This window comes from Bacillus salipaludis (assembly GCF_030938565.1).
In the GTDB taxonomy this organism is placed as follows: Bacteria; Bacillota; Bacilli; order Bacillales; family Cytobacillaceae; genus Neobacillus; species Neobacillus salipaludis_A.
In genome coordinates this window covers 412,427-435,988 of sequence record NZ_JAVGVR010000001.1, presented here as the reverse complement: position 1 = coordinate 435,988, position 23,562 = coordinate 412,427, and the positions used below count along the sequence as shown (strand labels likewise).

General features: G+C 42.0%; 28 protein-coding genes. 13 read left to right on the top strand and 15 right to left on the bottom strand.

Going from position 1 to position 23,562, the window contains the following annotated elements:
• Positions 1 to 109: 109 nt before the first annotated feature.
• From RCG21_RS02095 to RCG21_RS02080, 4 genes are read left to right on the top strand one after another with little or no spacing between them, the layout of a single operon-like run.
• A complete protein-coding gene (locus tag RCG21_RS02095; protein ID WP_133332855.1) occupies positions 110 to 988 on the top strand; it encodes a branched-chain amino acid ABC transporter permease in 879 nt (292 codons plus the stop codon).
• Positions 989 to 1,002: 14 nt separating this feature from the next.
• Positions 1,003 to 1,956 (top strand): branched-chain amino acid ABC transporter permease, encoded by a 954-nt coding sequence (locus RCG21_RS02090; RefSeq protein WP_133332856.1) that lies wholly within the window; start codon positions 1,003 to 1,005, stop codon positions 1,954 to 1,956.
• Positions 1,953 to 2,735 carry an ABC transporter ATP-binding protein gene (locus RCG21_RS02085; protein ID WP_133332857.1) on the top strand — a complete coding sequence of 261 codons (783 nt, stop codon included), beginning with the start codon at positions 1,953 to 1,955 and terminating at the stop codon, positions 2,733 to 2,735. Before RCG21_RS02090 ends, RCG21_RS02085 begins: the two co-directional genes overlap by 4 nt.
• Positions 2,735 to 3,442, top strand: a complete 708-nt coding sequence (locus tag RCG21_RS02080; RefSeq protein ID WP_133332858.1) for an ABC transporter ATP-binding protein — start codon at positions 2,735 to 2,737, stop codon at positions 3,440 to 3,442. The genes RCG21_RS02085 and RCG21_RS02080 overlap by 1 nt, the downstream gene beginning before the upstream one ends.
• Positions 3,443 to 3,716: 274 nt before the next feature.
• Here RCG21_RS02080 and RCG21_RS02075 read toward each other — a convergent pair whose 3' ends face one another.
• On the bottom strand, positions 3,717 to 5,504 hold the full coding sequence (locus RCG21_RS02075; protein WP_308912858.1) for a TIGR04190 family B12-binding domain/radical SAM domain protein: 1,788 nt from the start codon (positions 5,502 to 5,504) through the stop codon (positions 3,717 to 3,719).
• A gap of 184 nt (positions 5,505 to 5,688) precedes the next feature.
• On the opposite strand from RCG21_RS02075, the gene ybaK reads away from it, so the two are divergent.
• Both ybaK and RCG21_RS02065 read left to right on the top strand, forming a co-directional pair.
• Positions 5,689 to 6,165, top strand: a complete 477-nt coding sequence (ybaK, locus tag RCG21_RS02070) for a Cys-tRNA(Pro) deacylase (RefSeq protein ID WP_133332860.1) — start codon at positions 5,689 to 5,691, stop codon at positions 6,163 to 6,165.
• Between the two features lie 206 nt (positions 6,166 to 6,371).
• Positions 6,372 to 7,481, top strand: a complete 1,110-nt coding sequence (locus RCG21_RS02065; RefSeq protein WP_133332861.1) for a PRK06851 family protein — start codon at positions 6,372 to 6,374, stop codon at positions 7,479 to 7,481.
• 84 nt (positions 7,482 to 7,565) lie between these two features.
• On the opposite strand, the gene RCG21_RS02060 is transcribed toward RCG21_RS02065, so the two are convergent.
• Positions 7,566 to 7,724, bottom strand: a complete 159-nt coding sequence (locus RCG21_RS02060) for a hypothetical protein (RefSeq protein WP_165976157.1) — start codon at positions 7,722 to 7,724, stop codon at positions 7,566 to 7,568.
• Positions 7,725 to 7,858: 134 nt separating this feature from the next.
• Here RCG21_RS02060 and RCG21_RS02055 point away from each other — a divergent pair, with 134 nt between their 5' ends.
• Entirely contained in the window at positions 7,859 to 8,533 is a 675-nt protein-coding gene (locus RCG21_RS02055; protein WP_133332862.1) for a DNA alkylation repair protein, read from the top strand.
• Positions 8,534 to 8,689: 156 nt separating this feature from the next.
• Positions 8,690 to 8,923 (top strand): hypothetical protein, encoded by a 234-nt coding sequence (locus RCG21_RS02050; protein ID WP_133332863.1) that lies wholly within the window; start codon positions 8,690 to 8,692, stop codon positions 8,921 to 8,923.
• Between the two features lie 18 nt (positions 8,924 to 8,941).
• Here RCG21_RS02050 and RCG21_RS02045 read toward each other — a convergent pair whose 3' ends face one another.
• The 11 genes from RCG21_RS02045 to RCG21_RS01995 all read right to left on the bottom strand — a co-directional run bounded on the left by RCG21_RS02045 (position 8,942) and on the right by RCG21_RS01995 (position 18,468).
• Positions 8,942 to 9,598, bottom strand: coding sequence for a TetR/AcrR family transcriptional regulator (locus RCG21_RS02045; RefSeq protein WP_133332864.1), 657 nt, complete (start codon positions 9,596 to 9,598; stop codon positions 8,942 to 8,944).
• Positions 9,599 to 9,626: 28 nt separating this feature from the next.
• A complete protein-coding gene (locus tag RCG21_RS02040; RefSeq protein WP_133332865.1) occupies positions 9,627 to 10,733 on the bottom strand; it encodes an ABC transporter permease in 1,107 nt (368 codons plus the stop codon).
• Positions 10,730 to 11,452: an ABC transporter ATP-binding protein gene (locus RCG21_RS02035; protein ID WP_308912857.1), complete on the bottom strand. Its 723-nt coding sequence runs from the start codon at positions 11,450 to 11,452 to the stop codon at positions 10,730 to 10,732. Before RCG21_RS02035 ends, RCG21_RS02040 begins: the two co-directional genes overlap by 4 nt.
• Positions 11,453 to 11,664: 212 nt before the next feature.
• Positions 11,665 to 11,982, bottom strand: coding sequence for a hypothetical protein (locus RCG21_RS02030; protein ID WP_308912856.1), 318 nt, complete (start codon positions 11,980 to 11,982; stop codon positions 11,665 to 11,667).
• A gap of 29 nt (positions 11,983 to 12,011) precedes the next feature.
• The gene (locus RCG21_RS02025; protein ID WP_308912855.1) at positions 12,012 to 12,566 is read right to left on the bottom strand and encodes a FixH family protein; all 555 of its coding nucleotides are present in this window, start codon (positions 12,564 to 12,566) and stop codon (positions 12,012 to 12,014) included.
• Entirely contained in the window at positions 12,563 to 13,240 is a 678-nt protein-coding gene (locus RCG21_RS02020; RefSeq protein WP_308912854.1) for an ABC transporter ATP-binding protein, read from the bottom strand. Before RCG21_RS02020 ends, RCG21_RS02025 begins: the two co-directional genes overlap by 4 nt.
• A complete protein-coding gene (locus RCG21_RS02015) occupies positions 13,237 to 14,034 on the bottom strand; it encodes an ABC transporter permease (protein WP_165976158.1) in 798 nt (265 codons plus the stop codon). The genes RCG21_RS02020 and RCG21_RS02015 overlap by 4 nt, the downstream gene beginning before the upstream one ends.
• A complete protein-coding gene (gene nosD, locus RCG21_RS02010; RefSeq protein ID WP_235824702.1) occupies positions 13,998 to 15,224 on the bottom strand; it encodes a nitrous oxide reductase family maturation protein NosD in 1,227 nt (408 codons plus the stop codon). Before nosD ends, RCG21_RS02015 begins: the two co-directional genes overlap by 37 nt.
• 112 nt (positions 15,225 to 15,336) lie before the next feature.
• Positions 15,337 to 15,915 (bottom strand): hypothetical protein, encoded by a 579-nt coding sequence (locus tag RCG21_RS02005; protein WP_133332871.1) that lies wholly within the window; start codon positions 15,913 to 15,915, stop codon positions 15,337 to 15,339.
• 210 nt (positions 15,916 to 16,125) lie between these two features.
• The gene (nosZ, locus tag RCG21_RS02000; protein WP_133332872.1) at positions 16,126 to 17,997 is read right to left on the bottom strand and encodes a Sec-dependent nitrous-oxide reductase; all 1,872 of its coding nucleotides are present in this window, start codon (positions 17,995 to 17,997) and stop codon (positions 16,126 to 16,128) included.
• 18 nt (positions 17,998 to 18,015) lie between these two features.
• Positions 18,016 to 18,468 carry a cytochrome C gene (locus RCG21_RS01995; RefSeq protein ID WP_308912853.1) on the bottom strand — a complete coding sequence of 151 codons (453 nt, stop codon included), beginning with the start codon at positions 18,466 to 18,468 and terminating at the stop codon, positions 18,016 to 18,018.
• A gap of 265 nt (positions 18,469 to 18,733) precedes the next feature.
• Between RCG21_RS01995 and RCG21_RS01990 the strand changes: the two genes are divergently transcribed.
• Positions 18,734 to 19,477 (top strand): Crp/Fnr family transcriptional regulator, encoded by a 744-nt coding sequence (locus tag RCG21_RS01990; RefSeq protein WP_308912852.1) that lies wholly within the window; start codon positions 18,734 to 18,736, stop codon positions 19,475 to 19,477.
• Between the two features lie 144 nt (positions 19,478 to 19,621).
• Here the strand turns inward: RCG21_RS01990 and bshB2 are convergent, their stop codons facing one another.
• Positions 19,622 to 20,293, bottom strand: a complete 672-nt coding sequence (gene bshB2, locus RCG21_RS01985) for a bacillithiol biosynthesis deacetylase BshB2 (protein ID WP_133332875.1) — start codon at positions 20,291 to 20,293, stop codon at positions 19,622 to 19,624.
• 158 nt (positions 20,294 to 20,451) lie between these two features.
• Positions 20,452 to 20,799 carry a YojF family protein gene (locus tag RCG21_RS01980; protein ID WP_133332876.1) on the bottom strand — a complete coding sequence of 116 codons (348 nt, stop codon included), beginning with the start codon at positions 20,797 to 20,799 and terminating at the stop codon, positions 20,452 to 20,454.
• A gap of 286 nt (positions 20,800 to 21,085) precedes the next feature.
• Between RCG21_RS01980 and mobA the strand changes: the two genes are divergently transcribed.
• The 4 genes from mobA to RCG21_RS01960 all read left to right on the top strand — a co-directional run bounded on the left by mobA (position 21,086) and on the right by RCG21_RS01960 (position 23,492).
• Positions 21,086 to 21,685, top strand: coding sequence for a molybdenum cofactor guanylyltransferase (mobA, locus tag RCG21_RS01975; protein ID WP_308912851.1), 600 nt, complete (start codon positions 21,086 to 21,088; stop codon positions 21,683 to 21,685).
• A gap of 75 nt (positions 21,686 to 21,760) precedes the next feature.
• Positions 21,761 to 22,225 (top strand): molybdenum cofactor biosynthesis protein MoaE, encoded by a 465-nt coding sequence (locus RCG21_RS01970; protein WP_133332878.1) that lies wholly within the window; start codon positions 21,761 to 21,763, stop codon positions 22,223 to 22,225.
• Positions 22,218 to 22,451: a molybdopterin converting factor subunit 1 gene (gene moaD, locus RCG21_RS01965; RefSeq protein ID WP_026572624.1), complete on the top strand. Its 234-nt coding sequence runs from the start codon at positions 22,218 to 22,220 to the stop codon at positions 22,449 to 22,451. Before RCG21_RS01970 ends, moaD begins: the two co-directional genes overlap by 8 nt.
• Before the next feature lie 21 nt (positions 22,452 to 22,472).
• Complete coding sequence (locus tag RCG21_RS01960; RefSeq protein WP_133332879.1) at positions 22,473 to 23,492, top strand: MoeB/ThiF family adenylyltransferase; 1,020 nt, start codon at positions 22,473 to 22,475, stop codon at positions 23,490 to 23,492.
• Positions 23,493 to 23,562: the final 70 nt, after the last annotated feature.

Genomic DNA, 23,562 nt, shown 5'->3' with positions numbered 1-23,562 from the left:
ATAGGGAGATTCATGTCTCCCTATTCCAATTTAATAGACTTGAATTTGATAGATTCAGCACTTAAATGCGTTTTTGAAGTGGAAAGTCCTTTTAAAAGGAGTGTAATACATGGAAATAATACAGCAGCTAGTCAACGGCATTTCCTTGGGCAGTATCTATGCTTTAATTGCCTTAGGGTATACAATGGTTTACGGTATTGTAAAATTAATCAACTTTGCCCATGGAGATGTCTTCATGGTGGGAGCCTTTATCGGCTTTTATTCAATCACATTTCTTCATTTGAATTTTTTCCTTGCTTTAATTATATCAATGGCAGTTTGTGCGATTTTTGGAGTTCTAATTGAAAGAATTGCTTATAAACCTTTAAGAAATGCAACAAGAATTGCCGCTCTTATTACGGCAATCGGTGTATCATTATTTATTGAGTATGGAATGATTTATATTAGAGGTGCGCAGCCAGCTGCATATCCTGACAATCTTGTTCCTTTTAAAAGTTTAGAAGTATTTGGCGTAAAAATTAGCGGCCAGTCCTTACTGATCTTAGCGACATCTATTTTCTTAATGATCTTACTACAATTTATCGTTAAGAAAACTAAAATTGGGAAAGCAATGCGTGCTGTTTCACACGATATGGATGCAGCGCGGTTAATGGGTATAAATGTAAACAACACAATTTCAGCAACTTTTGCAATCGGATCAGCCCTTGCAGGTGCAGCAGGTGTAATCTTTGGTATGTACTATACAAAAATTGAACCGTTGATGGGAATTATCCCAGGTCTGAAAGCCTTCGTAGCCGCTGTATTAGGCGGAATTGGAATCATCCCGGGTGCAATGGCCGGCGGTCTTGTCTTGGGTGTAATCGAATCACTTGTCAGTGCGTTAGGTTTCTCCTTATGGCGTGATGGCGTTGCCTTTGTTGTTCTTATTTTAATCTTAATCTTCCGTCCGGCAGGGCTATTTGGTAAAAATGTCAGGGAAAAGGTATAGGGGGTGGCTAAGCGATGAATACAATTAAACATACAAAAGGCTTCTGGAGTTCAATCGTTTTAGCCGTTGTTTTTTCAGTTGTAATCCAATTTTTAATTAATGGTGGAACACTGAATCAGTTTTATGTAAACACTTTGTTTTTCATTGGAATTAATATTATATTAGCAGCAAGCTTGCACTTAATCATTGGAATTACCGGCCAGTTTTCGATTGGACATGCCGGGTTCTTGGCAGTTGGTGCATATGCATCAGCGATTGTGACAATGAAATTAGGTCTTCCCTTCCCGGTAGCCATTTTAGCGGGAGGAATTGGCGCAGCGATTACAGGTCTAATCATCGGTATTCCAACTCTAAGACTTAAGGGAGACTATTTAGCGATTGCGACACTTGGCTTTGGGGAAATTGTCAGGATTGTCTTGTTAAATATCGACTATGTCGGCGGCGCTAGCGGGATGACTGTATCCCATTTCACTACATGGCCATGGCTTATAGGCTGTGTAATTTTAACCATTGTAGTAATTGTAAACTTTACGAATTCAACACACGGACGTGCTTGTATTTCCATTCGAGAAAATGAAATAGCTGCCGATGCTATGGGAATCAATACGACGTACTATAAGGTTGCAGCATTCGCCATCGGTGCTTTTTTTGCAGGGGTTGCCGGTGCATTGTATGCACATAACTTCTATATTATCCAGCCAACGAACTTTGGTTTCTTGAAATCCTTTGATATCTTGATTTTCGTGGTACTTGGCGGATTAGGAAGTATGTCCGGAGCAGTTATTGCCGCGATCTTACTTACGATTATCTCTACGTTCTTGCAGGGCTTCCCTGAAGTTCGGATGATTGTATACAGCTTAGTTCTCGTGATCATGATGCTTTACCGTCCACAAGGATTGTTAGGAACAAAAGAAATAACCTCATTCTTTAAAGGTGGTAAATCCGTTAAAGGAGGAGTAAAAGGATGAATGCAAACGCACCGTTGCTTAAAGTAGATAATGCCGGAATCCGATTTGGCGGCTTAAAGGCTGTTTCCGATGTTAACCTTGAATTAAACCAAGGCGAGCTTGTCGGATTAATTGGACCAAACGGCGCCGGAAAAACAACTTTTTTTAACCTCCTAACAGGGGTTTATGTACCAACAGAAGGAAGTATTTCTTTAGACGGGGAAAAATTAAATGGTTTGGCGCCCTATAAAATAACCAAAAAGGGAATCAGCCGTACCTTCCAAAATATTCGTTTATTTAGTGAATTATCTGTGCTTGATAATGTTAAGGTAGCCTATCATTCGCTTGCAAAGCATTCGATGTTAAGCTCAATTTTCCGTCTTCCGTCTCATTTTTCCGGTGAGAAGGAAATGGAGGAAAAGGCGATTGAATTCTTAAAGATTTTTAACCTGGAAGGATTTATGCATGAAAAAGCGAAAAATCTTCCTTATGGTCAGCAGCGCCGCCTTGAGATTGCGCGTGCCCTTGCGGCCAACCCTAAATTGCTCCTTTTAGATGAGCCGGCAGCTGGGATGAATCCCCAGGAAACAGAGGAATTGATGAATCTAATCGCGTTAATCCGTGAGCGTTTCTCCTTAACGATTTTGTTAATTGAACACGATATGGGACTGGTCATGGGCGTATGTGAACGAATCTATGTACTTGATTCCGGCCAACTTATTGCAGAAGGAACTCCTGAGGAAATCAGGAATAATCCAAAAGTCATCAAAGCATACCTCGGCGAGGAGGTCATTTCATAATGTTAACTATTAATGATATCAATGTATACTATGGTAATATTCATGCCTTAAAAGGTGTTTCCCTTGAAATCAACCAGGGGGAAATTGTTACTTTGATTGGGGCGAACGGTGCTGGGAAGAGTACACTATTAAAAACGATCTCGGGTTTACTAAAACCAAAGAATGGTGAAATCCTATTTGAGGGAAAGCCAATTGGTGGTAAAGTGGCCCAGTCCATCGTAAAAATGGGTTTATCCCATGTTCCGGAAGGACGCCGTGTGTTTGCTAATATGTCAGTGGAGGAAAACCTTGAATTAGGTGCCTATCTTCGAAATGATAAGCAAGGAATTCGCGAGGACTTCGATAAGGTGTATCAGTTGTTCCCGCGCCTTCATGAGCGCCGCAAGCAATTATCTGGAACATTATCCGGCGGGGAGCAGCAAATGCTCGCAATGGGGCGTGCATTAATGGCTCGTCCAAAGCTGTTGTTATTGGATGAACCATCAATGGGACTTGCACCGCTTTTAGTTAAAACAATTTTTAATATTATCGAGGAAATAAATAAAACAGGCACAACGATTCTCTTGATTGAACAAAACGCCAATATGGCCTTATCAATCGCTGACCGTGCCTATGTCATTGAAACAGGGAAAATTGTTGCATCAGGTTCTGCAGAAGAACTCACGGCAAGTGATCAAATTAAATCAGCCTACCTTGGGGGGCATTAGAAAAGGTATTGGGGAAACCCCAGTACCTTTTCTTTATTATAAGGCTTTGTTAAAGAACAATGTTGATTGGAGAGGAAGGTGCGAGACTCCTCGAAAATGCTAACGCATTTTCTTCGTGCGTGGGCGGATTCGAGGATGTAATTCAATGTCCTGCGGGAGCAGCGGGACAGGTGAGACCCCACAGGCGCTTTCAGCGCCGAGGATGCTCACCGCCCGCCCCGCGGAAAGCGAGCATCCTGGAGCGGAAATCAACAACCAAGTTTAACACAGTCTATTATAAATCCAGATTCACTTGCTCCCTTAGTTTCGGGCTCAATTGATGTCTGATTTTAATTGCATAATCCTCACACAGCTGCTCGATTCCGACAGAGACAAGTGAAAAAATATTGGCATAATTCTTTTGGACTTCCCATTTCAATTCATTCTTTCCGCAAATACTATAATGGTTTAATTCCTCTATTTCTTTTTTTAGTTTTGCAAACTCTGCTGCTTGCAGCTCATCAGGCAGTTTAAGGATTTGATCAATTTTTTCAATATAATTTAAAGATTGCACAATTTTCCGCTTAATATCACAATAGGCTGCTCCGTCAATTAGAGCATATTTTAATTTAAACTCATTGAGTTGGTGAGCTGCAGCGTACGTTGCGGCAACGATGTCATCCCTCGTCATCTCAGTAGTCTCATAGCTCAGCATATGCTTCCATGATGGCTGAGTGATCGCCTTGCGGTGGTCCTCAAGCGTATGACAGAGCTTTTTGTAACCGTACCTTTCTGGATGCTCAAAAGCAGGACTTGCCGGGTCTAAAAAGGGAGCCAGCGGTGCTACAAAATAAAACAGCCTTGGGTCTCGCCCGCAGGCAAGATGAATTTGCTTGCAAAACGATATGTTTTTTAAGGCGCTTTCATACGTCTGCCACGGTATCCCTACCATGAAAAACAAATCAATTTTCTTACAGCCATGCTTTAAGGCAAAATTTAATGTGTCGATAACCTTCTGATTTGTACAGCTAAACTTTCCATTGTTCCGTCTTAGATTTTCATCAAAGGTTTCAAGGGTAATTTCAATACTGTATTTCGGGACACTTTTCTGTAGCTTTTGGAAAAAGTGTTCATCGGCATATTGGAATAATTCAAAAACAATTTCATTTTTTAGATGGATGTTTTTCAGAAGGCGTAGGAATTCTTTAACATAGTCATCTCCGCCCTGGCGGATATCGTGCAGAATAAAAATGGGCGCCCGGCTGAAACGTTGAATAAATTGAATGTCTTCGACCAGCTTAGCGGGAGACCTAAGTGCAAGATGGCTGCGCTTACAATTTTCATTGTAGGCATCCCGGGATCCACCGCAAATCAGGCAATTTTGCGTGCAGCCCCGCGCTGTAAGCAAAGCCGTATTGGGGTATTGCAGCCAGCCATTATAGGGAAGCGGGTCCATAAAGTTACGGTATTTAAAAACGGAACGAATCGTGTAGCGATAGCCTGGGACATCAAACTCATCTAAATCCTTTGGTACATACGTAATCGGATTAAAGCCCTTTTGGTTGTCTCTTTTCCAAGTAAGGTTTGGGATGTCTGCGTAATGGGTGTTCCCTGCCACGAGTTTATTCATTAGGAGGAGCATCAGCTTTTCAGTCGAATCCCCGCGCATCACGAAATCAATAAATGGATATTCAATTAATTCTTTGTGGTAGTAGGTGGCAGATAACCCGCCGAAAATGATAGGGGTATCTGGATGGAGTTGTTTCACTACTTTGGCGAGTTCAATGCTTCCATGAGCATGGGGCAGCCAATGCAGGTCAATACCAAACGCTCTTGTGTTCAGGCTGCGTAATTTTTTTTCAACATTAAAGCTCGGATTCATCAGCATCCGATTGGCAATATTAATAATTCGGACTTTAAATCCATATCGTTCTAAATAATCGGCGATACTTGTTAACCCGATTGGATACATTTCGAAAACCGGTGTTGACGGAACAACATCACTAATGGGTCCAGCAAGTAAGGCATTTTCCCGAAAATCATAGACACTAGGTGCATGTAAAAGAACCAAATCGTATTTCAAACCAACCACCCTCAATCCAAATTGTTTGCAGGAATCTTGGAAGTTTTCTAATTTACTTCAGTTTACTACATCCATTGTTTTAGAGAGTGACAATCAGGTGACAGTTTTTGGAGCATTGTGTGAGCAGGGCCATCTATATTTGGTATAATGGCAATAAAAAAGTTCCTTTTAAGGATGATGGAAAATGGCACAGATAAAAACAAACGCAATGCGGATTCTTGATGCAAAGAAGATTCCGTATGACATGCATACATACGATAACAAGGACGGAAAAATCGATGGGGTTTCGGTTGCCCATAAAATCGGCAGAGATCCTGAAGAAGTATACAAAACCCTCGTTGCCCATGGGGCATCGAAAAACATCTATGTCTTTGTCATTCCCGTTGAGGCAGAATTGGATCTAAAAAAAGCTGCAAAGGTTTCCGGTGAAAAAAAGATTGAAATGATTCCGGTAAAGGATATCCAAAAATGGACAGGTTACATCCGCGGCGGCTGCTCACCGATTGGAATGAAAAAGGAATATAAAACCTTTATAGCAGTGGCCGCAAAACAGCTTGAAGTAATGGTCGTCAGCGCTGGGAAAATTGGCGTACAAATTGTATTAAAGCCCGAGCATTTACATGAAACGGCCAAGGCCGAATTTGCCGATCTCTTAAAATAAACCAAACATAGGTTTTAATCAAATTTTAATCTCCTCACTTCCAATAGGCATTCACCTATAAAAGACACACGCATATGATAAGGTGAAAATGTCAGAAAGAAACCTCGCCGACTACAAATCCGTAAGGCAGTTCATGGGGCGAAGTTGCACTTAATGCCGGATAGGAGGTAAGCTTTCCTATTGGCTGATAAAGGGAGTGTTGTTAAGTGGTAGGGAAAGTTAAAAATTATTTCGCCGGTGGCAATACAGCAAGAGGATTTCACAGTCTTTATGATTCCAACCTCCAGGGGCTTGATCGCTTATTTATTTTAAAAGGAGGGCCAGGAACAGGAAAATCCTCTTTAATGAAAAAAATAGGCAATGAATGGCTGGAAAAAGGCTATAATATTGAATTCCTCCATTGCTCCTCTGATAACAACTCGATCGACGGTGTAATTATTCCAGCCTTAAAAGTGGGAATTGTCGATGGAACGGCTCCGCATGTCATTGAACCGCAGGCACCGGGGGCAGTAGAAGAGTATATTAATCTTGGAGAAGCATGGAATTCCCAAAAACTCCGCTTTCATAAAAATAAAATTCAACGCCTGACCAATCAAATCAGTGAATCCTTCCAAACGGCCTACGCTACGTTTAACGAAGCATTGGACATTCATGATGATTGGGAGAAAATTTACATCGGAAGTATGGATTTTAAAAAGGCGGATCAATTAACCAATAAACTCATTGAAAATTTCTTTGGAAAAATGAAATTGAATAAAAAGTCCGATATTCGCCATCGCTTTTTAGGAGCAGCCACACCAATGGGTGCTGTTGATTTTGTACCGAATTTAACCGAAGAGATTACGAAACGTTATTTTATCAAAGGCCGGCCCGGTTCCGGAAAATCAACGATGCTGAAGAAGCTTGCAGCAGCGGCAGAAGAAAGAGGGGTCGATGCCGAAGTTTATCACTGTGGTTTTGATCCGAATAGTCTGGATATGGTCATTTTAAGGGAGCTTGGGATTGCCATCTTTGATAGCACCGCCCCGCATGAATATTTCCCAAGCCGCGATGGCGATGAAATTATTGATATGTACGAACTTTTAATTGAACCTGGAACAGATGAAATTTACGCAGATTTTATCACTGAAATTTCCGGGAAATATAAAACAAAAATGACAGAGGCTACCTCCTATCTTGCAAAGGCAAAGGATTTGCATGATGAGCTTGAGGAAATCTATGTTTCCGCTATGGATTTTACAGTAGTAGAAAAAATCCAAAGTGAAATTCGTGAGAAGATCAATGAGTTGGGGGACTTGGCTGAAGTTAATGCATAAGAAAATGAAAAAGGTTAGTAAATCAGAAAAAAACATCAATATAACTCCTCAAAACAGTAAGCCAGGCGGTGACCGCCTGGCTTTTTATTGATGGGGATTGGTTTTACTTTGCTGGCTTTTTACGTTCTTTTTGTTGCCCTTGCTGTTATCTCCGCTGACAAATTCACTGGCGAATTCCGCTTCTGCATGCCCATCCTGTGGAGAATTTTGATTGCCGCTGCCTTTGTTATATTTCTTTGTCATAGTTAAGCTCCTTTCCTATTCATAATCTATAGTTTGGCATGTGATCAATTGTTTATGCGCAAGATTGTTTCTTCCTAATAGTGGCAATAACTAGACTAACTATTTTAGAATGATAGAAAGATCAATGCCGGGGGATGAGAAATTTGAGCGATGAAGTCGCGTTATTAACCAATCTATTTGAAAAAAGCCGCAATGAAGCAAATGCCAAACCGATGGAAAAATACTTGAAGAATCATTTTCCCTTTCTCGGAATTAAAACACCGCAAAGAAGAGAGCTTGAAAAACAATTTTTCAATGAAACAGGAATTTTAAAAAAACCGTTTCATCCTGGTTTTGTCCTTGAGCTTTGGGAAAAAACAGAAAGAGAGTATCAATATACGGCATTAGGGTATCTCGAAAAATTACAAAAGAAACTGCAAAAGGAGGATTTGGCTTTTTTGGAGGGGCTGATTACTACTAAATCTTGGTGGGATTCGGTTGATGCATTGGCACCAAAGCCGGTTGGTACGATTGCTCAAAAGTTTCCAGAGGTAATGGGTGAAACGATTGAAAGCTGGACTGTACATGAAAATATGTGGCTGCGCAGGGCCTCGATTCTTTTTCAATTGAAATACAAAAAAGAAACAAGGGAAGAAATTCTCTACGAATACATAAGAAGAAACGCCGACAGCAAGGAGTTTTTTATCCAAAAGGCAATTGGCTGGGCCCTACGCGAATATTCGAAAACCAATCCAGAATCGGTAAGAAAGTTTATTGAAAGCCGCAAGCTGGCTCCACTAAGTGTCCGTGAAGGGAGTAAGTATATATAAAGGGATGTAAGCAATAACAGCAACGGCAGGGGGAAATCGCGTACAAAACGGCGATTAACTCTATCGTGTTCGGATTAGCAATTTAAAATAAACAATTGGACTGTGTTAACAAGGCGCAAGCTTTGTTATATAATTTACCAAAAAGGCAGGGTAAGGATGAGTACAAAAAGCAATAAATTATCACATGGCTGGACCATTATTTCGCACCCATCGTATCAAATTTTTTCGAATAAAAATGCTTACGTGATCATCGATGAAGACCATGACGTAGTTCTTCGCTTCTCCCTCCAGGAAAGTGAGATTGAAATTCTGGGCGGGAGCTGGAATTTAAATTACAAAATCAATCTCGGTTTTAAAACAATCAAAATCTTGAATGCACCTGAAGAGTAAAAAGAAAGGCACGCTGAGTCAGCGTGCCTTTGTTGTTCCCAGTCCGTGCATAATAAATTGGATAATTCGTTCCGTCTCGACTTCATCATCCCACTCAGCATGGGGGAAAAGTAAGTATTGAGCCATCAATGAGCCGAAAATGGTGGTAATGGCAAGCCTAGCAGCACTTTCCGGTGGCATTTCAATCATTTGCCCCTTGGCTTGGTAGTGTTGAATGACATTAACGAATCGGTCAAACGTTTTTTTCGCCACATGCTCGAAAAATTGCTCCCTTAATTCCGGCTGAAAGGGAATTTCCTGGAGCATGATTTTTAAAATAGAGATATGCTTTTTTAAAAATTCACGGCGGTTCTCCATCATGGCTCTGATAAAATCCTCAACGTGGTCAAACTCACGGTCTAAAACCTTATTTAAATCATTGATGATGAAGGGGCCAATCAATTTTGCCATCATCGGGGCGACGATGGACATGAGCAGGTCCTTTTTTGTTTTATAATGGCGGAAGATGGTGCCCTCGGCAACACCCGCCTTTTTAGCAATTTCATTTGTCGAAGTACCGGCATAGCCTTTTTCCGAAAAAGATTCAATTGCTGCGATGAGAATCTTCTTTTGCTTATCGGTTAGTTCATCTTCTTCAGCAAACAGCTGCTGGATTAACTCTTCTTCCTCTGACATAGGAGACTCCCTTCGGATTTATAGACTGTTATATTTTTCGATATTTTTTCAAGGCAAATACATTCAAGACAATAAAGACAAGGGCGAATCCGAGTAAGACGAAGAGGTCGCCGCTAATGTTTCTAAGTCCTTCCCCTCGATACATTACGCCTTGCAAAGCATCGCCTCCATAGTACATGGGCATGCACCTGGCAATGACCTGCAGCCAGTCTGCCATCCCCTCAACCGGAAAAATACCGGCAAAAAAGATTTGCGGAACGATGACAATCGGGATAAATTGCATCATCTGGAATTCAGAATTGGCAAAGGCAGATAATAAAATCCCAAGCGACAAGGCGACCAGGGCTAATGTTAAATTAATGAGAATCACATTCCAAATGGAGCCAACCAACATGATATCTAAAACTTTAACGGCAAAAAAGACAACAATGACCGTTTGAATAACGGCAAAGATTCCGTATCCGAGTAAATAGCCAAATACGATATCTCTTCTTTGAATCGGAGTGGCCATAAGCCGGTCCAATGTCCCGGTGGTTCTTTCCTTTAACAGGGCAATCCCGGAAATCAGAAAGACAAAAAAGAAGACAAAGAAGCCGACAAAAATCGCTCCGAGTTTATCAAAAAAGGTCGCATTCTTACTGCCATATACATAATCTGTCTGGATAGTCGGGGCCTTCGCCGAATCTAGTTTGATTGGCACACCCGGAAGCTTACTTTGGACAGTTTTGATAAATGTTTTCAGTTTTTTGGTCTGTTTTTTGGCATTTTCAGCAGCGATGGATTGCTGAATTTTTATTTGCAGCGGTTTTGCTGCAGAAGGGTCATCGTTTTTAAGCGTGAGATTGAACTCTTCATCCTTGAGCTGCAGCAGGGCATCTAAATCATCCTCGATGACCGTGTCCTTTGGATTATTCACGTGATCATATTGTTTGACGATAAGGTCCTTACTTTTTAATTGCTTTACTAAGGAAGCGTCTGCGCCTGTTATACCGACCAGGGGCTTTACCGTGTTTCCGTTAAATAAATAATGGAGGAGGGTCATGATTAATAAAGGGGCCACCATCATTAATGCCAGTGCCCGTTTGTCACGGAGCATCTGCCGGAAAATCCGTTTTACGAGGGCTGTAACTCTCATGATTTTTTACCCCCTGCCTTTAAAAATACTTCTTCTAAACTGGTAATCCCGTATTGTTCCTTCAATTCCTTCGGTGAGCCGCTGGTAAGGATTTCTCCATCACGGACCATGGCCAGATGGTCGCATTTTTCAGCTTCATCCATGACATGGGTTGTGACTAAAATGGTCTTGCCGGCGTCCTTTAAACGGTAAAGTTCAGACCAAATTGACAAGCGCAATTCGGGGTCAATTCCAACGGTTGGTTCATCCAAAATCAGGACATCTGGGTCTTGAATCAAGGCCACGGCAAGTGAAAGGCGGCGTTTCATTCCCCCTGAATACGCATGGACCTTCTTTTTTAAATCTGCTGTAAGATTGACTAGATCGGCTGCATAAGCAATCCGCTTTTTTTGTTCTCGCTTTTTTACTTTAAAGAGAGCGGCAAAAAAGGCTAGATTTTCTTCACCAGTCAGGTCGTTGTAGAGGGCATCCGCTTGAGCCATATAACCGATTTTCTGCAAGAGTGTGAGACTGGGAACCGGAGTGCCCAATACACGGATATTTCCTTGTGTTGGACTATCCATGCCAACAATCATCTTTACTAAAGTGGTTTTTCCCGATCCTGAAGGGCCGATTAAGCCGTATATTTGGCCTGGTTCAATGGTTAAGCTTACATCGATTAAGACTTGTTTTTTTCCAAAGCTTTTGCTGACTCCATTCACAACAATTGAGGCTGTCATTTGTACTCCTCCTTTAGAAGTGAGTAATCACTCATTTATAGAATATGCTCTCGCTATAAAAATGTAAAGTGAGTAATCACTCACAAATTTGGAGGAAAATCGACAAATGTGAAAAACTAAAAGGTAGATTCACAATTTCACAAAGGTGCCAGGCACCGTGTGAAATAGGTAACAATGTAAAAGGCATCATGCGGACATGATACCTTGGAATTTTATAAAATTATAATTTTTAGTGAGTTAACTTGGGAAACGAGGAGGTCTTCGTATTTTTGCTGGGCCTCGTAGTAAACTTCCTGGTCACCGGCTTTTGGGTTATCCTTTTTCGCCTGAGCAATTAAGTCCTTCTGTACTTGCTGGATGAGGACGATCGATTGATATTGCTTGCGCTCCTTGGCCCAAAATTTCTCCTCGCCATACTCTTTGATTAACTTTTTAGCAGATGTGTATTGGCTGTATTGATTTCGAACCTTTTGGATTTGCTGCTCTACGTTGGCAGGGTCAGCTTTATGGCCTTTTTCTTCAGCCAGCATCGCCATTGATCGCATGCGGATGATTTGGGTTAAAAGCTGGTTCTTATCATCAAGTATTTTTTCCTGGATTTCAGGTAGGTAAGCTCCTCCTCTAGTTGCTGTCCGCTATATTGTTTCTTTGCTGACTCACGATTAATCTCGAGTTGAAGCTGGTTTATAAATCGGTAAAAAGCTAAATCGTCATTTGTAATCCATTTACCATTAATGGAGGCAACACCCTGAGGTTTCTTCACATCGAGGTTGATGATCTTCTCGGTTTTCTCGCCGCCTTTTTCTAACGTAAACGCGGCTTCATATTTCCCGGGCATTTCCAGCTGAATATTTCCAGCATAAGTACCTGCTTTACCCTCTGTCAGTTTTGCTTTATAGCTGCCATGGTCCATATTGGCCATCGATAATTCAACCGTTACTTTTAGTCCTTTAACCGAATTTTTGTTTTCCAATACTTTAATTTCAAATGGCATCGCTTTGTCCTTTTGGAAATAAAGCGGTTTTGTACTATCAATCTCATAATCAGGGCCGGAGCTGCAGCCCGCAAGCAGTGCAGCCAGTAGAACCAAAGCGAGCATGATCCGCTTTATCATGATCCCATTCCTCCTAAGTTTTGTGTTTGTAAAAATTCCTTAACAGTGTATTTTTCTATTTTTCCATTGTTTAAATAAGCAACATGAGTGCAAATCTGTTTGATTTCATCCAGGTGGTGCGAGGAGAGCAGGATGGTTTTATCAGGAAGCTTTTCCAGCACTTTTAAAATTTCCTTTCTTCCCATTGGGTCAATCCCGCTTGTAGGCTCATCAAGGATGAGCAGGCTGGAATCCTGATATAGCGTGACCGCTAGTCCCAAACGCTGGAGCATCCCTTTTGAATATTGTTTCACCTGGATATCGCGGTCGTCCCACAGACTAACCGACCGCAGCACTTCCTCGATTCGTATCGTATCAGCTTTTCCAGAAACGGCTTCGGCGAAAAATCTCATGTTTTCCAATCCGGTTAGCATCGGATAGAGCATGAATTTTTCCGGAAGATAAGCAATCGCTTTTTTCCATTCGTTATTTTTCTTGGATACTTCCATTCCATTTATTTTAATCGAGCCCTGTTTCACCGGGAACAGACCTAGCAAACTGTTGATTAACGTTGATTTTCCTGCACCATTTCGTCCGACAAGGGCACAGACTTCCCGCTCATGGATTTCAAGAGCAACTGAATCCAGGACCATTTTTTTCCCGAAGGATTGTTTTAAATTCGTAACAGAAATCATTCATAACCCTCCTTGCGATGGAAAATAACAGCCGTTATTGATGAAAGTGCAAGCCAGAATACGAGATTTCCGAGAAGGAAAAAGCCCGGCTTTGTCCACATGAAGGCCTGCAGTAGTCTTGACATATGGCCAAAGGAATATACCCCTGTTCCCGTTTCGATAAACATCCTTATCGCTTGCAAAGGATTTAAAAAGTAGACAGCCGAAAAGAGTTTTACATTTTCATGGGATACGTCTGGAAGAAACGATAAAAGAATAAAATCATGCAAGAAGAAAAAGTAAAACCAGATAAAGATCGTATAGCCGATAATTTGCATTCTTGAGCGGCTAAAGCTTCCAATCGCTGCCCCTATTTGCAGAAAGACGAGTGCCATACAAACAATTGCTAGTATAAAAATAAAATACCCTTTAAAATCAAGCTGGAAATTAAATTTCAATAAAAGTAAGTAGATGAAAAACCATACTAGTAGGGGAGCAAGAACGACCCCATAAATTCCGATGCTTTTTTTCATCAAAAAGCTTGCGTAATGTTCCTTTTTTGTCAGTAGCATGATGAGTGTTTTTTGTTCTTTTTCCTGAAAGATTGAAAAGGCACCGATAAACAAGCAGAGAATCGGAATAAAGTAAATAATCGTATCAAACAGGTTGATGATTAAAACATAAAAGCCATTATCGTAGGAAAGGGCAGTGGAACGAAACAAAATGCTGATTGAAATCAGTACGATAATACTAAGCGCGAGCCAGAGCCCTTTTCCTCTTATATTTTCCTTCCATTCCTTCCAAATGTAATGCATAGTCGTTTTCTCCCCTTTATAAGCAGCCATAAAACAAGTAAAGCAAAGGCGATTAACCAAATTTTTGTGTGGCTGCCTTTTGCACTCCCAACTAATGGGTGTGAATCACGAAACATCAATGCTTCCCCTGACAGCGAGGCATTCAATTTTTCATAGATTTTAATCGCCGGGCTCTTTAAAAATAAATTCGTTAATTCCTGGTCCTCAATCAGTTGGTGGAGGGAAGAATGATAGGTTACCGGAAAGTCGCCAATTCGGTCCTGATTTAAATCGGTAACCGGAAAAGCTGAGCCCCAGTCATTTCCTTTGCCATCCATGCTCCAGGAATTGTTTTCCCCCGTACCGCCAAGGGTAACAGCGGGAATCGTGTTATCAGTAATTCGGTTTAACGTAAAGGTCTGATCATTGGAACTGGCCCAAAGCTCAATCCCGATTTGATTTTGAATAATGTGGTTGTTCCGAAATACATTTCGGGTTGCTTGATCTATATATAAACCCCGTTGGTTCATGTAAAAGGTATTATTTTCAATTTTGTTATCATTTGCTTGAAGCAGCATCAAGCCGAACGATTGATTTCCATAGTTTACGATAAATTGGTTTCCATCCAATGTGAGATGGTTTGAATTCATAACAGCAGCCCCGCCCTGATTCATCGTGAAAATATTATTTTTAAAAACATTTTTGTCAGAATACATGTAATGCAATCCGTAGCGGGTATGGCTGATTTTATTGGCAATGCTTCTATTTTTGTGCGCATAATCGAAGAACATCCCGTCACGCGTGCCTTCGATGGTGTTCGCGATCAGCAGGTTATCATGTGCGTAATAAACATGGAGCCCATTGCCCTGGGCGGCAATTTCACCCTTGCCCATCCCTTTAATATGATTATCTCGAATGGTATTATAGTGGGCCTTGCTTAAATAAATACCGTGAAAGGAACGGCTGATGGTAATGTGCTCGACAAGATTATGATTACTGTAAATCTTAATGGCTGCGTATTCCTCCGCAGAATTACGGTTCATGCTGCTATCTGTCACGGTTAGATGGCTTAGCGAAACACGCGGTGCCTTGATGGAAATGACATTTCCGCTTCCGTCTCCCTTGATCACAGTGTGCTTTGAGCCAATCAATGTAAGGGGCTTATCGATGACGATATTGCCTTCATAGGTTTGATTTTCAAGCTTTAGCACCGCTCCCTCTTTCGCGGAGTCGATCAAGGCTTGCAAGCTTTCGGCTGCCATATTTTTCTCAGGTTTTATTAGAAAAAGAGAGAAAAAACGAAAAGAAAGAGCGTCAATTTTTTCATTTTCTTTTTCGATCCTTCCATAGCGGAATGAGTAATAACACAAAGGCTGCTAATAAGAAATAAGTACCCGGTCCAAGCAGGCTGTGGGTAATAAAGTTTGCTACCTGGTTTTTCCCAATAATCGGTGGTACGAATGGAGCAATTTTAATTGGTGCATGCGGGCTTAGGTTGGTACCGAAATCATGCAGTGCATTATGAAGGTCTAGGACACCAAGAATGCCGCCAATCACAATGACACCAATCAATATATAAAGAACAATTTTTTTTCTTAGGATCGCAGTTAAAAGGGTGATAGCCGCTAGCCCCCATACAAGATAGGAGAGATAGGAAAGCTCAGGGAAGTTTTTTTCACTGAAGTTTCTCATTCCAATATAGTGGTTCAACCCATTCACAATATCAATTTGTCCATCAAGCTTGTTCGGATAAACGATAATGTTTAATCCTTCAGGATATTGTGGAGCCCAAAACACCATCTTCCACCATGGAAAAAAGATGGAGACAACAAATAATACAGCGGCTAAAGCAATCAATAATGAAGACGTGATTGATAATTTATTACCTGTACTATCATTCAAGTTAACCACTCCTAACGGAAAAGCGGAAGCGCCAGTCTCAGCCCCGACAAGCATAAGACGAGCCGGCAGGAAGGTTGTTCTTTAACCTTCATGACGGATTGGCTTTAGACCATCGAGGGGCTTGGCGCTGCAGCTAGACACAAAAATTTGTTGAAAGCACAGAAATGGATGAGGGTATCAATGGTTGAATTGATACCCGTCACCAACCTTTTATTTTTTAGGCTTCACAAGGAAATAGCCATTCATTTCCTGATGCAGCGCAGAGCAGAAGTTTGTGCAATAAAGCGGGAAGGTACCGGCTTTATCAGCTGTAAACTCTAACGTATTCGTTTCACCAGGCTGAACTTCCATGTTTAAGTTGTAGTCATTGATGGCGAATCCATGAGTAATGTCCTCATCAAAGTCAATATCGGTTAAGTGAATAAACACATGATCTCCCTGATTAACCTCAATCACGTCAGGACGTTTTGCTTTTGCGTCAAAGATAAATCTTGAGCGCATGGCAATTCCATATACGTGGACTTCATTGCCTTTACGAACAATCCGTGCATCCGATTTTTTGTATACGGCATCCGGATTTTTTGTATCTTTCGGATAAACATTGATCGACTTAATTTTGTCTGCCTTAATCATTTGTGCATAGTGCGGTTCAGGGTTAACCGGAACGGTATCCACTACATTCATCTTGCCGCTGATATCAATTAACTGCATCGTTTCAGGGTGAGAAGGTCCCACAGATAAGAAGTTATCCTTTGCCAATTTGTTTAATGCGACAAGCCATTTTCCATCAGGTGCAACGGTGTCACCTTCAGCCGCAACAGAGTGTCCCGGAGAATACTGGACTGGTACGCGGTCTAATGTTTCACCCGTCTTAGGATTCCATTTTACGATTTCAGAAGAGATAAACATGGTTGTATAGGCCATACCCTTATTATCAAACTGAGTATGAAGCGGTCCAAGTGCATTTTCTGGGTTCACTTCACGTTCCATAACCGATTTATAGTTTAGAATAGGAATGCCGTTTCTTTCACCAGAGAAATCCTTGTTTTCAACTGCCTTAAATGCCTTTTCAAATGAGAAGACAGTCATCGCAGGTGCTAGTTTTCCAGAAGCAATGAAATATTTTCCGTCCGGAGTTACATCCACACCGTGTGGCGACTTAGCAACAGGAATTAAATAGATTCCGCCTTTTTGTTTTTCCGGGAAAATCATCTTTTGCCCGTTCACATCTGTGTATTTGCCTTCTTTGACCATTTTCGCAAGCTCTTTCCAGTTAAAAAGAACAATATAGTCGCGGTCTGCTTGGGACGCGTTGATTTCCATCGTGGTTGTTGATTCTTCTGTATTGTAAGTAGTCAACACTGCCCAATCTTTAGAGCTCTTCTTACCGGCATCGGAAAGGTCATAAGACCATGGCGGCAGGGCAACTTGATAAGCAATATTTAGCTTTTCTTTGTTTTGGTCAAAGGTGACAGCTGACATTACGCCACGGTATTTTGAATGATACTCATCAAGAGATTCATATTTTTGCCCCAGTGGAACAGCAAAACGAGTTGGTAAAAACATGTACTCGGTATTTTCCGTTACGAAGGCGGCACAGTGCGGACCTGCTGTATTTGGAACTTTAATAATGTCCCTTGTAGTCCACGTTTTTAAATCAACTGCAGCGGCACGACTGTTTCCTACATCGGTTGCAAATAGGAATTTACCATCGTAGTCCCCATTTGTTTCCGAAAGGGCTGGGTGGTGGAGGTCACCCCATGTATATCCGCCGAGCATTTTCTTTGTTCTACTGTCAAATCCATAACCTGTTGCCGAATCAGGCGAGAAAACCGGAATCGTTCGAATTTCCCGCATCGATGGAACACCATAAACAAACAGTTGTCCAGAGTGACCGCCGGAATCAATCAGGTAATAATCATCTTTTTGCCCAAATGGGACATACACCTTCTCTGCATTGCTCTTTGTGCTGCTATTTGCCGCTTCCGTTGTTTTTGGACTTGATGAAAGGTCGGCGAAGGAGATGGTAGCTGCCACAAAGCCGGCAACAAGGCCGGAAGCAATTGGAATCCATTTTTTCATTTGGTTGCACCACCTTTTTTATTTAGCTTCTGAAGCTTTTTTTAGAATATCAAGAACTTGTTTTCGTTCTTCGTCTGTTAAAGGGTTTTTACCAATAACGCCTGACATAACAGCTGAGTCTGGTTTGGTTAAGAATTGTTCAATCGGCATGCCGTGTTTATCCTTAACTTCAACGAAGGCATGGGAAAGGTCCGGACCTACTTGGCCGCCTTTGAGGTTTAATGCTTCAACAGAGTGACAGCCTAAGCAGCCTCTTTTTGAAAGAATGTTGTCCTGGTCCACTGATGTTGTCGTTGCCGCTGTCTCTTTTGATTGTGAACCCTGATCCTTAGTGGTTGAGTTTGTACTTGTATCTGATTGCGCCGCTACCTGAGGCTGTGATCCGGAATCCTCCATTACATCAAACACTAAGTAACCAAGGCCAAATCCTATGACAAGACTAATAACGAAGCTAATGATTGCCTTATTCACTTTTTTCCCTCCTTTTATTTCTAATGAACAGTTTTATCCTATTCTGAGAAGGCTTTCAAAAATGTGACGTTTCTCACATCTATAATAGGGTGTGTGAACGTTCTGTGAAACGGCCCGTCAGGTATTGTAATGACGCGGTTTCTGAAAAATGAACGTTTTGTGAAACCATTTAGTGAAACTTGTCACTTCTTTTAAAAAAGAAATTTTATACAATGGGGGGAAGAATGGTTTCTAAGTTTTCAAACATGAAAAGGTGGTGGGAAAAATGGATGGAAATGAATGTGTAAATGATCCACACTTAGTTGTCTTAAGGACCACAAAAACAGAGGATTTTTTACGGAAAATCGGTATTTTCCAAGACTTATCGCCAAGCTCACTGAAGCTGGTCGAGAAACGGGTTCAAACCTTTTCGTTTAAAAAAGGGGAAAGGATCATGTCGGAGGATGATGTTGCACGGGGAGTTTATTTTGTTTATTCCGGTACAGTGAAGTTAACAAAGCAGGATGAAAATGGAAACGAAATCATTGTCTGCATCAAGCAAAAGGGGGATATGTTTGCGGAGGCGTGCTTATTTACGCAAAGAACACAATGCTATCCGGCAACGGCATCGATGCTTGAGGATGGGAAGATTCTCTTTTTGGATAAAAATGAGTTAGAAAGGGATTTGTACGACTATCCGGAGCTTTCGATCCAGATGATTCGTTATATGAGTGATTCGTTGCGGGAGATGACCGCTCAATTGCGCGATGTGGCCTTGCTCGATGTATACGCAAAAACAGTTAAGACCTTAGAGCGCTTGGGGAAAAAGTTTAATACCGGGCAAAACCGTTGGGATATTGAAATTCCGCTAACCGTTCAGGAGTTTGCCACGGTTGTCGGGACTTCAAGGGAAAGTGTTAGTCGTGTATTTTCAAAATTAAAGAAACAAGAAATGATTGATATGAAATCAAGGAAAATCGTGATCCTTGACTGGTGCCGGTTCTGTACTTTGCTGCATCCGGATTTATAAGGTGTGGTGGTTGCTTCGCAGATAAAAAAGTGATTCTCGCAGATAACAACAGCGTTTACGCAGATAAATTGGTCCGGAACGCAGATAAATGTTCCTTTTTCGCAGATAATTTAAAAAAACTGCCCCCAATTGCTGGGGCAGTCTTTATTTTGCGAATTTATAAGTCCAAAATCGTTCATTGTTGATCCATGCCAGAACTTGCGGATCTTGATTTTTGAGTTTTTCGGTCATATCGCCCAGCATTTGCTCGGTTTGTGATCGGTGTGCGCGCATGGCGGCAAGTTTTTTATCGGCAACAGCGGAGATATTATTGATAATATCGGCTTCACCAAGCTCCTCTAAGCAATTATTGGAAAAGGCTACGCAGTGTAATTTTGGCCGTGCGGCAGCAGGAATTTTTTCGACAGCCCGAACGACGGCCGCACCGGTGGCCTCATGGTCGGGATGAACGGAATAGCCTGGATAGAACGTGATAATGAGCGATGGGTTCAACTCATCAATTAACGACGAAATGACATTTGTCAGCTTTTCTTCATCCTCGAACTCAACGGTTTTATCACGGAAGCCAAGCATCCGTAAATCCTGGATGCCAAGGGCGTTTGCTGCGTTTTTCAGCTCTTCTTTTCTGATTTTTGGCAGGTTTTCTCTGTTTGTGAAAAGGGGATTCCCCATGTTACGTCCCATTTCCCCTAATGTTAAACAGGCATAAGTGACAGGGGTTCCATTTTCGACATGGGTGGCAATAGTGCCGGATACCCCAAATGCTTCGTCATCTGGATGCGGAAAAACGACTAAGACTTGACGCTCTTTTTCCATTACGGTGTTTCTCCTTTCTGGAATATCAGAATTTATTTAATGTACTTTGAGAATGGTCCAGCGCAAGTGTCCAGACCCTGCCAATGAAGTCAAAGAACGGCTTCACTGTCAGGACCTTCAGCACTTGCCTTAGGCTGAGCAAGGCGCTTCCGCCTTTCTTATTCAAATGGAGTGGTGCTGATTTCTAAGGCAACGGCAAGTTTTCCTTTACTGTCGTGGCCGGCAAGCAACAGGCGGTTTTGTTCATCGATTTCAAAATGGGTGAGCCCTTCTGCATAGACCCAGCCAAGGTTGATTTTTAAGCCAATCCGATATGGGCCGTTTCCGGTGATTTTTCCTAGTTCATATTGAACAAGGGCATTGCGGATATAGGCACCAGCTGAAAAAAAGGATTGATCAAAGTGTGAGGCATAGGCACCATTTGTGGTTTCTAGGTGAAGATAGACATCTTTATGGGCATAGTGGTTGATTGCTTCCTGGACTTTGGCTACATCAATTGTTTCCATAACCTGAGGCTCCTTTCCCGATATTAAATGTATGATTTCTACTTTTCTATTGTAATTAATAATGTAACTATCATACTAAAATCAATTGAAAAAAGCGAAGGGAACGCTTAAAAAAGTGGTGTGGGCTGAGTATGAGAGCCAATGGTTGTTTGAAGTGCTTCGATTGTTGTTAAGCGAGTTGGAATTGTCATATAGAGCGCTGCAATTGTCAAGGAAACCTTTTTCTGCTGTTAAATAGGTAACAAGTGTATTAAAATGGGTAAAACAAATACTTATGGGGTGCACTATGAAGGCGGCATCAATTATTTTATCCGGCGGTAAATCAAGCCGGATGGGTACCAATAAAGCCCTTTTAAAAATAAACGAAAAAACCAACATCGAGCGGTTGGTGGAAGAATTGAAGAGGGTTTTTTCAGAAATCATCCTTGTGACCAATCATCCTGATGAATATCGGTTTTTAGGAGTAAAGATGGTTTCTGACCGATTTCCCGGGCTGGGACCGTTAGCCGGTCTTCATGCGGGGCTGCAAGAGTCGACACAGGAAGTGAATGTGGCCGTGGCCTGCGATATGCCGTTTGTTTCTGGCGAACTTGCTGAAAAAATTGCAGCAAAACTTGGCAGCTTTGATGCAGCCATCCCTGTCATTGACGGAAAGAAACAACCATTATTCGCAGCCTATCGCAGATGTATTTTACCAGTGGTAGAGGCAAGTCTTGAAAAAAGAAACCTCCGGATGACACAGTTTTTTGACGACCTTCAGGTTCTATATTTAACGGAAGAGGACCTTCCGGGATACAGCAAACCGAGACTTAAGCGTACTTTTTTCAATATGAACTACCCGGAGGAATACGAAAAAGCAAAAAACTGGGCAGATGGAGATAACTGACAATTAAGATTATTTGCCGAGGCTGGTCTAAAGCAATATAATAACGATAAAATGCCGTGCAAAAGGGGTGATAAATTGAACTATAAAATATCGAAGGAGCCGATTCAAATTCAGGCGGTGATCGATAAGGTGATCCAACGTGAAGCTGGGGCGATTACCACTTTTATCGGTACAGTCCGTGAATTAACAAAAGGCAAGAAAACCTTGTTTCTTATATATGAGGCCTATGAGGCGATGGCCGTGAAAAAATTAGAACAGATCGGTCAAGAGATTGAACAGCGCTGGGAAGGCTCAAAGGTAGCCATCACGCACCGCGTTGGCAAGCTGGATATTACCGATGTCGCGGTCGTCATCGCCGTTTCAACGCCGCACCGTGCTGACGCCTATGAGGCGAACCGCTATGCAATTGAACGAATTAAAGAGATCGTTCCTATTTGGAAAAAGGAACATTGGGCAGATGGAGAAGAGTGGATGGGAAATCAACTTGAAACCGTTGAATACCCATCCGGAAAACCGGAGGAGGAAGACTTACATGAATAAGGTGCTGTTTTTTGCACATTTACGTGATGTTGTGGGGGAAGAATCATTAGCATTAAACGCGGCTGGTAAAACGGTCTCCGATTTGAAAATTGAACTGACCGCAATCTATAATTTGCCGAAAATGGAAACCGTGATGACGGCAATAAATGAAGAATTTGCATCAAATGATGAGGTCATCAGCGAAGGTGACGTTATTGCTTTTATCCCACCCGTTAGTGGCGGTTGATTTCTAGGAAGGGGTTTACAAATGAATGATCGTTATTCGCGGCAGATTCTCTTTCCAGGAATCGGACAAGATGGTCAGGAGAAGATTCGCCGTAAGCATGTGCTGATGGTTGGCGCCGGAGCTCTTGGTTCCGGGAACGCCGAAATCTTGGTGCGGGCTGGTGTCGGGAAACTGACCATCATTGACCGTGATTATGTCGAGTCTAGTAATCTTCAGCGTCAGCAGCTATATACAGAGGAGGATGTTGCGGCAAAGCTTCCGAAGGCGGCGGCGGCTGAAAAACGCTTAAAAGCGGTTAATTCGGATGTTGAAATTGTCTCTGTAATTGGCGAAGCAACCGCCGAATGGCTCGAAGAAACAGCCCGTGAGGTCGACCTTATCATCGATGCTACGGATAATTTTGAAATTCGCATGATTATCAATGATATTTCGCAAAAGTACAAGGTTCCATGGATTTATGGGGCCTGCGTTGGCAGCTTCGGAATGAGTTTTTCAATTCTTCCTGGAGAAACACCTTGTTTAAATTGCTTGCTGCGTACGATTCCACTCCAGGGGATGACGTGTGATACAGGCGGGATTATTTCACCAGCCGTGCAGATGGTGATTGCCCATCAAACGGCGGAGGCATTAAAGATCCTTGTCGAGGATTGGGCAGCTGTTAGATCGTCGTTTGTCAGCTTTGATTTGTGGCGGAATCAATACACCAGCATGAAAATGTCCAAGGCGAAATTTGCCGGTTGCTTGTCCTGCGGTGAGAGTCCGACCTATCCTTATTTGGATCAGGAAAATACCACGAAAACGACTGTGCTTTGCGGCAGGGATACGGTACAAATCCGTCCAGCAAGTCAAAGGGAGCTTTCACTTGAAAAATTGGCGGATCAGCTTCGTTCATTGGGATATACAGTAAAAGGGAATCCGTATTTGTTATCGGTTGAAATGGGGGAAGAGCGCATGGTGGTCTTTAAAGACGGCCGTGCCCTTATTCATGGAACAAAGGATTTGATGCACGCAAAATCCATCTATCAGCGGATTTTAGGATAGGAAGGGGAGACTGAACAATACAGTCTCTTTTTTATAGGATGCTAAAATCTGACATGTTTCACGTGGAACA